At 65.8% G+C, this 11845-nt stretch carries 15 protein-coding genes; all 15 read left to right on the top strand.

The window, feature by feature from the left end:
• Positions 1–105: 105 nt before the first annotated feature.
• The 15 genes from M9952_04990 (at position 106) to M9952_04920 (ending at position 11747) form a co-directional block, all read left to right on the top strand.
• Positions 106–537, top strand: a complete 432-nt coding sequence (locus tag M9952_04990) for a flagellar FliJ family protein (GenBank protein MCO5312277.1) — start codon at positions 106–108, stop codon at positions 535–537.
• A complete protein-coding gene (locus M9952_04985) occupies positions 534–1661 on the top strand; it encodes a transglycosylase SLT domain-containing protein (GenBank protein MCO5312276.1) in 1128 nt (375 codons plus the stop codon). The genes M9952_04990 and M9952_04985 overlap by 4 nt, the downstream gene beginning before the upstream one ends.
• A gap of 79 nt (positions 1662–1740) precedes the next feature.
• On the top strand, positions 1741–3180 hold the full coding sequence (locus M9952_04980) for a flagellar hook-length control protein FliK (GenBank protein MCO5312275.1): 1440 nt from the start codon (positions 1741–1743) through the stop codon (positions 3178–3180).
• 9 nt (positions 3181–3189) lie between these two features.
• Positions 3190–3597, top strand: a complete 408-nt coding sequence (locus tag M9952_04975) for a hypothetical protein (protein ID MCO5312274.1) — start codon at positions 3190–3192, stop codon at positions 3595–3597.
• A gap of 64 nt (positions 3598–3661) precedes the next feature.
• Positions 3662–4936, top strand: coding sequence for a flagellar hook protein FlgE (locus M9952_04970; protein ID MCO5312273.1), 1275 nt, complete (start codon positions 3662–3664; stop codon positions 4934–4936).
• A 147-nt stretch (positions 4937–5083) separates the two neighbouring features.
• Positions 5084–5365, top strand: coding sequence for a flagellar FlbD family protein (locus M9952_04965; GenBank protein ID MCO5312272.1), 282 nt, complete (start codon positions 5084–5086; stop codon positions 5363–5365).
• Complete coding sequence (locus M9952_04960; protein MCO5312271.1) at positions 5365–6147, top strand: motility protein A; 783 nt, start codon at positions 5365–5367, stop codon at positions 6145–6147. Before M9952_04965 ends, M9952_04960 begins: the two co-directional genes overlap by 1 nt.
• Before the next feature lie 31 nt (positions 6148–6178).
• Positions 6179–7087 carry a flagellar motor protein MotB gene (locus M9952_04955; GenBank protein MCO5312270.1) on the top strand — a complete coding sequence of 303 codons (909 nt, stop codon included), beginning with the start codon at positions 6179–6181 and terminating at the stop codon, positions 7085–7087.
• Positions 7080–7583: a flagellar basal body-associated FliL family protein gene (locus M9952_04950; protein ID MCO5312269.1), complete on the top strand. Its 504-nt coding sequence runs from the start codon at positions 7080–7082 to the stop codon at positions 7581–7583. The genes M9952_04955 and M9952_04950 overlap by 8 nt, the downstream gene beginning before the upstream one ends.
• An 85-nt stretch (positions 7584–7668) precedes the next feature.
• Positions 7669–8655 (top strand): FliM/FliN family flagellar motor switch protein, encoded by a 987-nt coding sequence (locus tag M9952_04945; protein ID MCO5312268.1) that lies wholly within the window; start codon positions 7669–7671, stop codon positions 8653–8655.
• A complete protein-coding gene (fliN, locus tag M9952_04940) occupies positions 8652–9515 on the top strand; it encodes a flagellar motor switch protein FliN (GenBank protein ID MCO5312267.1) in 864 nt (287 codons plus the stop codon). The genes M9952_04945 and fliN overlap by 4 nt, the downstream gene beginning before the upstream one ends.
• Entirely contained in the window at positions 9512–9982 is a 471-nt protein-coding gene (locus M9952_04935) for a flagellar biosynthetic protein FliO (protein ID MCO5312266.1), read from the top strand. The genes fliN and M9952_04935 overlap by 4 nt, the downstream gene beginning before the upstream one ends.
• Positions 9983–9988: 6 nt before the next feature.
• On the top strand, positions 9989–10909 hold the full coding sequence (gene fliP, locus M9952_04930; GenBank protein MCO5312265.1) for a flagellar type III secretion system pore protein FliP: 921 nt from the start codon (positions 9989–9991) through the stop codon (positions 10907–10909).
• Positions 10910–10932: 23 nt separating this feature from the next.
• Positions 10933–11205 carry a flagellar biosynthetic protein FliQ gene (locus tag M9952_04925; protein MCO5312264.1) on the top strand — a complete coding sequence of 91 codons (273 nt, stop codon included), beginning with the start codon at positions 10933–10935 and terminating at the stop codon, positions 11203–11205.
• A 53-nt stretch (positions 11206–11258) separates the two neighbouring features.
• On the top strand, positions 11259–11747 hold the full coding sequence (locus tag M9952_04920) for an inorganic diphosphatase (protein ID MCO5312263.1): 489 nt from the start codon (positions 11259–11261) through the stop codon (positions 11745–11747).
• The last annotated feature ends 98 nt before the right edge of the window (positions 11748–11845 follow it).

Here is an 11845-nt window from a genome sequence, read left to right as displayed (position 1 = left end):
CGGTGGGGGCACGGTCCCGGTCGGGATGCAGCTTCCGGTTCCCGGGCAGATTCCGATGGCCCAGGCCATGGCAGCCCAGACGGCGACGAGCGCCGGGATGTTGCCATGAAGAAGTACCGCTTCTCCCTTGCCGGTGCACAACGGGTTCAGCGAATCGCCGAGGACCAGGCCAAGGCGGCACTCGCCGATGCTCGCCACGACGCCGACGAGGCGAGCGCTGCATTGCAGGCGCGCCTCGCCGAAATCGGCTCGGTCCTTCCCGATACCGGCCAACGGTCATCTCAACAGTTCCTCGCCGAGCGCGAGCAACTCGACCGCCATCGCGACGCAGTCATCGCCGCTCGCTCGGCGGAAGCCAACGCGCTTTCGATCATGCAGCAACGACACGACGATTACGTCGCCGCCGCACGCAAGGTCCGGACGCTGGATCGCCTCGACGAACGCAAGCGCGAAGAGTGGCGCTTCGAGGTCACCAGAGCAGCGCAACTCGTGACCGATGAGACGGCCACAATCCGTTACCGGGGGCCGCGACAATGAGCACCCCGATCTCGATCGTCCCCCAGCGGATCGCCGAAATCGAACAGCGCTTCGCTCCGGCGGCCACTCGCCCGACCTCGCACCGAGACGCCGGCGCCTTCGGAGCCGCCATGTCGAGGGCCACCGCCACCACGAACACATCCCAGCTGTCGATGGCTCCGTTGCTCGCAACCGCGATCGAGAACAACCCGATGAACGCCGCGCTCGTCGCGTCGCTCGGGGGTTTGGGAAGAGGATCCACCGCTACCGGAGCAGCTTCGCCACTCCCCACCGGACACGACGTCATCACCACCGCTTCGAAGTACCTCGGCGTCGACTATCGCTGGGGTGGGACCGACCCCGAAACCGGCCTGGACTGTTCGGGACTCATCCAACGTGTCTATGGCGAACTCGGCATCGAGCTGCCGCGGGTCAGCCGCCAACAGGCAACGTCCGGCACGGCGGTGGAATCGCTGGACCAGGCCCGCCCCGGCGACATCTTGGCGTTCGGACAACCGGTCAATCACGTCGGACTCTACGTGGGTGGCGGAAAGATGCTTCACGCGCCACGTAGCGGCGAGGTTGTGAAGATCGGCGATATCACCCGAGAGATCGTCGCCATCCGTCGAGTGATTCCCACCGCAAGCGACGCGGCAGCGGCGCTGAGCCTCCTCGGTGCCGCCAACCCCGTCGCGTCCCCCCGGGCCCTGGGGGTCGGTGCCAGTTCCTCCGCCTCGCTGGGCGCGTCGATGGCCGGCGCCGCACCATACGCGTCACTGTTCGAGACCGCCGGTGCGAAGTACGGCTTCAATCCGACGCTGCTCGCGGCGATCGCCAAGACCGAGTCCAACTTCGACCCGACCGCTCGAAGCCCCGTCGGTGCTCAGGGCCTCATGCAGTTCATGCCGGCAACCGCCGCCGGGTTGGGCATCGACCCGAGCGACCCGGCGCAGGCCATCGATGGTGCAGCCAGGTACCTCCGCCAACAACTCGATCGCTTCGGATCCATCGAACTGGCGTTGGCCGCCTACAACGCGGGCCCTGGAAACGTCGCGAAATACGGAGGCATCCCGCCCTTCACCGAGACCCGCAACTACGTCGCCAAGGTGACCGGCCTCCTCGGGGGCGCCTCACCGCTTCGTTGACCCCCCGACAACGGTCATCCACACCAGCTTTCCACTCCCCGTAGCCACCCCCCTTGCGAGATTCCGAGAACCGAGAACCATGAGCACCGATCTTCTTGCATTCGCCCCTGCCGCCGCGGCTCCACCGGTCGCGCAACGCCGGTCTCGCGACGCCACGACATCGAACGGGGGCGCCGCCTTCGGACGCGAATTCCGGCGGGTGACGTCCAAGACCGCTGGAACAACGAGCGACAAGGCCGGTCAGGCCGCGTCAACCACGACGTCAACCTCCGACGATTCGCCGGACACCGATGCCGCGTCGGCTGACGAATCGTTGAACTCACCCGCTGAGGTCGCAGTGTTGGTGGCGCTGACCGCCCAGGGCCTGCAGGTGGCTCCGACGGCGGTGGACGACAGCGCTGCTGTTGCTGCGGCGGCGACCGGCCAGGTGGCCCCCGCCGGCACGGCTCACGCGCACAGCGCCACCCCGACGACCGACGCACCCTCGGAATCGGCACTCGATTCGGCGACGGTCGCTAGCACCGCCCACGACCCCACCTCAACCGCTTCGTCGGCCACGACACCACCCGCCCCAGCCGAGGCGGCCCTCACTATCGCTGCGGCGGTCGCTTCCTCCGAGACCCATGACGTTGAACCCGACGCCGTGAACACCGGTCGCACACCGAGCGCCGGCACCGCAGGCTCGACCACGCGAACCGCCGCGCCGAATCCAACCCAGCCGTCCGCCATGACCGCCGAACTCGTCGCTGGGTCACGAGGTCCCGAAACGACGCCGGCTTCAGCCGCCAACACGTCCGCCTCAACCGAGGGGCACCCCCGGTCCGGCGAGGATCCAGCCGATACGGCGGACCCGCCGCCCACCGGAGCCCACACTGCACCGATGACCACCGGGTCACCGTCGGACGGCCAATCGGCGCTCGAACCCGGCTTCGCGGCGCTCACCAGGGCTTCGACGCCACCGGTGGCGACCGACGGATCCACCCGCGCCCCCGATCCGTTGGCCGAGGTTGCCACTCGGGTCATCGCCGAGGCCCGGCTCGCCGAACTGGAAACCGCGCTCGCTCAACACGGTCCGAACGGAACCAAGATTCTCGGCGCTTCCCGACTTCTCCGAGGCGGGCCCGGCGCTGCCAGCACGCTCACGATCAACCTCGACCCGGCGGCGCTCGGCAAGATCCGCGTCGAGCTCAGCCTCCATGAGGGTCAGGTTGCCTTGAGTCTCCATGCCGACAAGGCCCAGGCGGTCCAAGCGCTCAACGCCCAGATGCCCCAGCTACGCGACACCCTCGAAGCCGACGGGGTACGGCTCGCCCACCTCGGCGTCGACCTCTCACAGCAGGGTTCCCCGCACCACGGTGGCGGCCAGGCCACATCTTCGAGCGACCACACCTCAACTGCGCGAAGCACCGATTCGGCGACCGATTCGCTGACCGACACCGATCAGCACACCGACACCGCGCCGCCGACCACGCGGCGCCAGCGCCCCGGCGGGTCCGCGTCCGTCGAGGTCGACCTCTAAGGAGCAGCCATGACCACACCCATCTCTTCAACCGCCGCTGCGTCGTACTCGATCGATTCGCTCAACGGCGAAGGCAAGGCCGTGAGCAACCCGAAGGGGCAACTCGATAACCAGGCCTTCTTGAACCTGCTCGTCGCTCAACTCCGGTTCCAGGATCCGATGAAGCCGACCGACTCCGCCGCACTCATGCAGCAAACCTCGACGCTCAGTCAGGTCGAGATGATCAAGGACATGACCGCCGCACAGCACCTCTCCACGGCGAGCGCGCTGATCGGACGAACGGTCACCTACATCGATGCAGCGACCGGGGTCGAAGCCTCCGGCGTCGTCGAAAGCGCCGGCAAGGTCGCCGGTAAGACAACCCTCCAGGTGAGCGGCAAGGAAGCGGAACTCACCTCCGTCACCAGGATCAGCTGACCGGCTGACCCGCACACCACGGCCCGCACCACACGGTCCACCCTCTCACCTCCAGGAGTAATTCATGATCCGCTCGATGTATTCCGCCATCTCCGGCCTTCGCAACCATCAAACGATGATGGACGTCGTCGGCAACAACATCGCCAACGTCAACACCACCGGCTTCAAGTCGTCGTCGGTGGTCTTCCAGGACGTGCTCAGCCAGCAGTACCGCGGCGCAGGCCTGGCGACGACCACGACCGGCGGCACCAACCCGTCGGCCATCGGGCTCGGCTCAAAGGTCGCCGCCATCTCCACGAACTTCGGGCAGGGCTCGCTACAGGCCACCGGGCGTTCCACCGATTTCGGCATCCAAGGTGACGGCTTCTTCATCCTGAGTAACCCGACCGGCACGAGCTACACCCGCTCCGGCTCCTTCGCAGTCGACGCGCTCGGACGGCTCACGACCAGTGACGGCTCGTTCGTCCAGGGCTGGCAGGCACAGCTCGACGGCACGATTCCGATCACCCAGCCGATCGACAAGATCACGATCCCGGTCGGCGACCTCGTGCCCCCGATCCAGACCCAGGTGGTCACCGTCGGCGGCAACCTTCCCGCTGGAGCGGCAGACGGCACGGTGTTCACCACCGCGGCGTCGATCTTCGACGGCCAGGGCAACCCCGTCAGCCTGCGGCTCGAGTTCACCAAGGTCGCCGGGGTTCCCGACACCTGGCAGGCCGAGGCACGCTATGTGGACGGTGCAGGCGGCCTGCAGCCGGCACCTCCGGCCGCCGGTATCGGACTCGGTTCCAACCTGGTGTTCGACGCGAGCGGCAAGCTCGCCACGCCAGCGAGTGGACAGCTCACGATTCCGGCAGGCAGCGGCCTGCCCGGGTTCGGAACCCAGGCCGTCACCATCGATCTGGCCTCGGAAAGCCCGATCAACCAGTACGGCACCATCGAATCGGTCGCCATCCTCGTCCAGGACGGCTCGGCGGCCGGTTCGCTGCAGACCTTCTCCGTTTCCCATGAAGGTCTCATCGTCGGAACCTACTCCAACGGCCGCACACGATTCATCGGCCAGTTCGCCCTCGCCACCTTCGCCAACCCGGGAGGTCTCACCGCTTCGGGTGGCACCAACTACAAGGAGTCGGTGAACTCGGGAATTCCCCAGGTCGGCACCCCCGGAGGCGGGGCGGGACGAGGACTTGTGTCCTCGGGCACCCTCGAGATGTCCAACGTCGACTTGAGCATGGAATTCACCAACCTGATCGTGGCTCAACGGGGATTCCAGGCCAACAGTCGCGTGATCACGACCTCAGACGAGATGCTCCAGGAACTCGTCAACCTCAAGCGCTGACACTGACCGGGCGCGCCCCGCCGGGGCGCGCCCGGTCACCTGAGAACCGTCCCGGAGATATCGGGTCAACGCCTCAGCTTCGCGACGAAACGTCCGATGTAACAACCACCACCGTCGCCCTGTCGCGGCCCTGCCAACGGATCTCCCATGATTCTCCTCACTCGCCTCAACGGATCGGAACTCGGCCTCAACCCCGACCTGATCGAACGCGTCGAGTCGACTCCCGACACCGTCATCGCGCTGATCGACGGAACCAAGTACGTCGTTTCGGAGCCGACTACCGAGGTGATCGCCCGCGTGATCGAGTTCCGCGCCAGGGTCATCGCCGCCGCTCAACGACACAATGACCGCATCATCGCCGATCCGGCACCCCTGCATCTCGTGACCGACCGTCATGGGGTCGCCGCACCCGGCACACAGGAGTATTGATGGATCCAGCAACCCTTCTCGGACTCGCGTTGGTGCTCGTGGGCGTCTTCGTCGGAGCCATCCTCGACGGCGTCAGCCCGATGACCTTCTTCGCCACGCCGGCGGCGTTTCTCATCGTGTTGCTCTCCGCCCTCGGTGCGACGTTCTTCTCCAACACGATGGCCGATGCGAAGGCACTGCCCAAGGTGCTGATCAAAGGCATCAAGGGCCAGAAGCTCCGCGACAACGGCGAGTTGATCGACCAGATCGTCAGCTTCGCCGAGATGGCCCGCCGCGAGGGACTGTTGGCCCTTGAGGATCAGGCCAAGAACATCGAGGACCCGTTCTTTCGTCGCGGGCTGCAACTGGCGATCGACGGGGCCGACCCCGACATGGTGAGCGACGTCATGGAGGCCGACATCACCGCCATGTCGGCCCGCCACAAGCAGGGGTCGAAGATGATGACCTCGATCGGCATCTATTCACCGACCTTCGGCATCATCGGTGCCGTCATCGGCCTCATCCACACGATGCACCTGCTCGATTCACCCTCCGAACTGGGCCAAGGCATCGCCGGCGCGTTCACCGCGACGTTCTGGGGCGTGTTCGCAGCAAACGGCATCTTCCTGCCGCTCGGAAACAAGCTGGCGGTGATGTCGGCGGTGGAGATCGCACAGAAGCGCCTCATCGCCGAAGGGGTGCTGTCGATCCAGTCCGGGGCGAACCCGCGCCTGCTCGACGACATGTTGCGCAGCTCGCTGCCGCCGTCGGAACGGGGCGACGCCGACAAGAAGAGCGCCTAGGCCGGCGTCACCGTCGCCTCAAGGATGAGAAGTGAGCAAGAAGAAAAAGCACCACGAGGAACACGAGGAACACGTCAATCACGAGGCATGGGTCATTCCCTATGCCGACATGTTGACGTTGTTGATGGCGCTGTTTCTCGTCATGTGGGCATCGAGCCAGGTCGACGTCAACAAGGCCCGCGAGGTCGCGGCCGGCTTTGCCGACTCACTGCACATCGTCGGCAGCGGTGACGGCGTCGGCGGCAAGGGGGTTTTCGACGGCGGGGTTCAACCCGATGTGAAACCCGACCTCCTGACCGGCCAAGCCCTCCAGGCGCTTGAGGAATCAAAGCTCAACGCCGCAGCGCACGCAGCGGCCTTGGAGCAACTCGAAGCGGTCCGCCAACAGATCGAACAGGGCGCCGCCGAGGCCGGCGTTGCGAACGACGTCACCTTCCGTAACGAGGAACGCGGACTGATCGTGTCCGTTGCGGCTGAGGGGGTGCTGTTCGATGCCGGGTCGGCGGCGCTGCGCATCGACGGACTCGTCGTGCTCGACCGGCTCGCGACCGTGATCGCAGCGATCCCCAACGATGTGATCGTCGAGGGACACACCGACAACACGCCGATTTCGACGGCACTGTTTCCTTCGAACTGGGAGCTGTCGACCGCGAGGGCTACCGCGGTGACGCGACACCTGGTCGATCAACGCGGCGTGCCCGCACAGCGAATCACAGCATCCGGACGCGGTGAGCATCACCCCGTCGCCGACAACGCCACCGCCGAAGGCCGCGCCCGCAACCGTCGGGTCGACTTTGTCATCGTGACCGAGGGCCTCGTCGTCGCAGCGTCCAACACCGCCGCCTTCGACACCGACGTCGCCCCGGCGAGCCCGTTCGACACGGCTCCAACCAGCTCAAATCCCACAGCTCACGCACCCAAGGAGGGGTCCCATGAGTGACACGACCGAAGCAGCCGAGACCGGCGCAGACGCCGACGAAGGCGCGAAGAAGGCGAAGAAGGACAAGGGAAACAAGGGCGGAAAGTCCAACACCGTTCCGGCGATCATCTTGGCCTTGGGCCTCCTTGGTGGCGGCTACTTCATGGGTTCTGGCGGAAGCGCCGAAGCCGCGGAACACCCCACGACAACGCTGGCGCCGGTGCTCGGCGAAATCGCGACGATGGAACCGATCAACGTCAACCTGGCCGACGGACACTTTCTCCGGGTCGGTGTGGCGTTGCAGCTCATCGAGGGCGTGGAGAAGAAAGAATTCGAAGCGGGTGCCACGTCGAAGGCCAACGACCTGTTGATTTCCCAACTCGGCGGGCGGTCGATGGCGGAACTCGCCAGCGCTGAGGGTCGGGAACTCATCAAGACCGAACTCAAAGAACACCTCAAGGAGACCTACGAGGGTGAGGTCGTCGACGTGTTCTTCACCGAGTTCGTCATGCAGTAAGGGCACTGCGCGGGCGACTGGGTCATTCAGCCCAGAAATCCGAGATCAGCGCTCATCGTTCGGCCCGGGGTGCCGATAGGTACCTGTGACCACCCATTCCGCGGACCCTCGGCGAACGAACCGTGACCCACGCGCCGTGTTCGGCGACGGCATGCACCAGTTCTCCCCCGCCGACTTCGAGGTCGTCGCGCGTCGCTTCGCCGAGTTGACCTTTCCGCTGACCGCCGGGTGGTCGAATCTGCTTGGTTCGGAGGTCCTCATCAATGTCTCCGAGGTGACCCCCGGACCGGATCCCACCTCGGAGACCCTCGATCCATCCAGCTCCGCCACGCTGCTCGACAACGTCGCTGGCGCCGGCTCCTACCGGGTGATCGCAACCTTCGGTCCCGACCTCGACGCCATCGCGGTCGTGGTTCCCACCGCCCTCGGCCTGACGGTGGTCGACCGGCTCCTCGGCGGAACCGGACGCACGATCGACAACCGTCGCCTCACCGACATCGACCGCGACCTGTTGTCGACGGTGCTGGAACCGACCTTCGGCGCGATCGGAGAGCTGCGCCCATCCGGGCAGGGCCACCTTCCCATCGGGCGCATGACAGAAACCATCGAGTCGGAACTCAACGACCGGCTCGCTGCCGGCTCCACCGTGACCATCACGGTGGTGATCGGCGATGAACGACTGCCGCTGCACATCGTGCTCGGCCCGGCGGCGACGCGCGAACTCGCCGGAGTGCGTTCGCAGTCGACCCACACGACCCCGCTGTCGAAATCGGAGAGCGAACTCAAGATGCAGTCCGCACTCGCGTCGGTGAGCGTCGAGGTCGTCGTCGCGTTCGAGCCGATCAAGTTGCCCTCTCATCGCGTCCTCGCGCTCGATGTGGGCGACATCATCTCGCTGCGAATGACGCCGGACTCGGCCCTGCCCTTGTTCGTCGACGAACGGCGGCTCGCAGAGGTGCGTCCCGCCCGCTCCGGCACCCAAGTGGCGTGTCAGGTCGTATCCACCTTCCGCGACGGCACCGCAGACAGCTCAGCGACACCCGATTCCCACACTTTCGGAGGCTCATTGTGAGTACCGGTATCGATTCGACTGCGACGTTCGTGGACGACCTGAGCGAGCTGCTCCAGCGCGGCACGGTCGGCCTGATCGGAGACGCTCGACTTGCTGGGCCCGCTGCCCCGCAGGACTCGGCCGCAGAACTGGTGCCCGATCTGGCGTCGGGATGTGTCGGGATCGGATTGGTCTACGGCGATGACATTGTCCTGGCCATCACCCTGACGAACGGGTTCGCGAGCGAATTCGCCGGTGAGACGACCCCGACGGCGCTGCAACATGCCCTCTCGGACACGATTGCGGAGTTGGCCGGAGCCCGGCACGAACAGCTCGCCCAAGTCGTCGGCCTCGAAAACGAACACGACCTGGTCGAGTTCCTGAGCAGCCGGCCCGGCCTGGTCGGTGCCGGGGTCTTCGACGGCGACAACGTCGTCGCCACGCTCGGTGCCGCCGGTCCCGCGCTGGCGACGGCCCCGACCCAGGTCCCGACACAGGCCCCGGCCACCACCCCCGACCCGATCATCCCCGACATCGCCTTCGCCGAACCGGGTGCACCCGCTATCGAGCCAACCGTCTCCGACGTGGTGCCCGAATCCAGCACCCGGCCCGAGGTCGACGACCACCGCCTCGCCCGCGGCCTGGCGCTCCTCGCCGATGTCAACCTTGAAGTGACCGCGGAACTCGGCAGAACCCGACTGCGGGTCAGCGAGTTGTTGTCGCTCGAACCCGGCTCGGTCATCGGTCTTGAACGAGAGGCCGGCAGCCCCGTCGACCTGCTGGTCAACGGCACCCTCTTCGCCCGCGCCGAGGTCATCGTGGTGGACAACCAGTACGCCGTTCGAATCACCGAGTTGGTGGGCGGTGGGGTTCCGGCGTGAGCGCCGACACCTTTCTTCTTCTTGTGCGCCTGGGGTTCTCCCTCGCCCTCGTCTTCGGGCTGATGTGGGTTGCCGGACGCGTCGTCAAGGGCCGTTCGCCGCTCGCCGCTCGCCGTAACGACGACCATGTCGAGATCATCGAACGCAAGGCGCTGAGCCGCAACACCTCCGTGGCCGTCGTTCGGGTCGGCGACAACGTTTTCGCCCTCGGGGTCAGCGAATCGAACGTCACGGTTCTCGGCGAGGTCACCGTCGAGGCGAACCTCGACGGTACGGCGCAGCCGACGGTCGTTGAACTCGACGCCGTTTCGATGGGACCGGCCCATATCCCGGTGTCGACCTCTGCGATCGGTTCGCCGGCGGATGGCGGGCATGCTGCGACCAGGCCTGCGACGACACGGCCCATCGAAGGTCGCGGGTGGCTCGACAGCCTTCGCGACAAGACCGTCCGGCACATCCCGAGCTGATCCGTGATGTCCGAGTCACTTCACGCCACGACGAATCGACTGATGCTGCGCCGAATCGGTGTGATCATCGTCGTCTGCGTCGCGATGTTGGGATGGTTCACCGCGTCCGCGTCCGGCGCCTCAGCGCAAGCAACCCCTGCGCCGCCGCGAGCGCAGACGACGCCCGCAGCCAGCATTCCCGAGATCGGCGACGCCGGCCCGGGCGACGACAAGATCACCATCGACTTGGACTTCGGGTCGATGTTCGGCGACACCGACGCCAAGAGCGGACCCGACGGCACGGGCGCCGACAGCAACGCCGGACCGTCGCGCAGCATCGTCATCCTGATCATGTTGACGTTGCTGTCGCTGGTGCCGTCACTGCTCGTGTGCATGACCAGCTTCACCCGCATCGTCGTGGTGTTGTCGATCGCCCGAAACGCGATCGGCCTGCAGTCGATCCCTCCCAACCAGGTCGTGACCGGGCTCGCTTTGTTCCTCTCGTTGTTCGTCATGGCACCGACGATCAAGGAGATCAACGACAACGCATTCCAGCCCTACCTCAAGGGCGACATGGAGCAGTCGGTGGCGTTCAAGGAGGCCGAGGGGCCGATCAAGAACTTCATGTTGTCGAACACCCGCAACGACGAGTTGAACCTGATGATCAAGGCGTCCGATTCGGAACGCCCCGACGATCTCCACGACCTGTCGCTCATGACGGTCATCCCGGCGTTCATCCTCAGCGAACTCAAGTCCGCGTTCATCATCGGGGTGATGGTGCTGTTGCCGTTCCTCGTCATCGACCTCGTCGTCAGCGCCGGCCTGATGAGCCTCGGCATGATGATGCTGCCGCCCACGTTCGTTTCGTTGCCGTTCAAGTTGTTGCTGTTCGTGATGGTCGACGGATGGGCGCTCATCGCCCAGTCGCTCATCGCCAACTTCAAATAGCGCACCCATTCTTCGGAGATTCGATGACCGATTCCGCCGTCACCCACATCGGTATCCAGACGATGATCCTCACCACCAAGCTCGCGGCACCGGTGCTGCTGACCGCGTTGGCGGTCGGCGTGTTGATCGGACTCGTCCAGTCAGCGACCCAGCTGCAGGAGTCGACCATCGCCTTCGTCCCCAAGTTCGCGGCCATCGGCATCGTGTTGATCATCACCGGCAACTGGATGCTCTCCGAGGCGATCACCTTCACCCACGCGCTGTTCGACATGATCCCGTCGCTGCTCAACGGCTGAGATACCGCCGCCCGAGGGCGACCGGTACGATGACCCCCGTTATGAGCGATGCACTGAAGCTGGAAGCAATCATCGAGATCCCCCGCGGTTCCCGCAATAAGTACGAGATCGATCATGAGACCGGGGCCCTGTGGCTCGATCGGTACCTCTACACCTCGATGGCGTACCCGACCGACTACGGGTACCTCGAAAACACCCTCGGCGGCGACGGCGACCCGCTCGATGCACTCGTGTTGTTGAACGAGTCGGTCGTGCCCGGAACCCACCTGTGGGTTCGTCCGGTGGCGGTGTACCACATGGTCGACGAGGCGGGGGACGACGCGAAGGTGCTCTGTGTACCGGCCAAGGATCCCCGTTGGGACGACATCGCCGACCTCGGCGACGTCAACAAGTTCCTCCTCGACGAGATCGCGCACTTCTTCGAGTCGTACAAGACGCTCGAGCCGGGCAAGTCCGCCGAGAAGGGCGAGTGGGCCGACCTCGCCTCGGCCACCAAGGAGATCGCCGAATCGATCGAGCGTTTCGCTGCCGAAGGCCACTGAGTCGCAGTTGCGCAGCGCACCAACGCGAGTGGGGCGGGCCGGCGGCGGTCCGGCCCCCTCGCGTTCTGGTCGCGCCGCGCGATCAGAACGCGGGGAAA

The organism is Microthrixaceae bacterium (genome assembly GCA_023957975.1).
Classification (GTDB): domain Bacteria; phylum Actinomycetota; class Acidimicrobiia; order Acidimicrobiales; family Microtrichaceae; genus JAMLGM01.
This window is presented reverse-complemented; position numbering and strand designations above follow the sequence as displayed.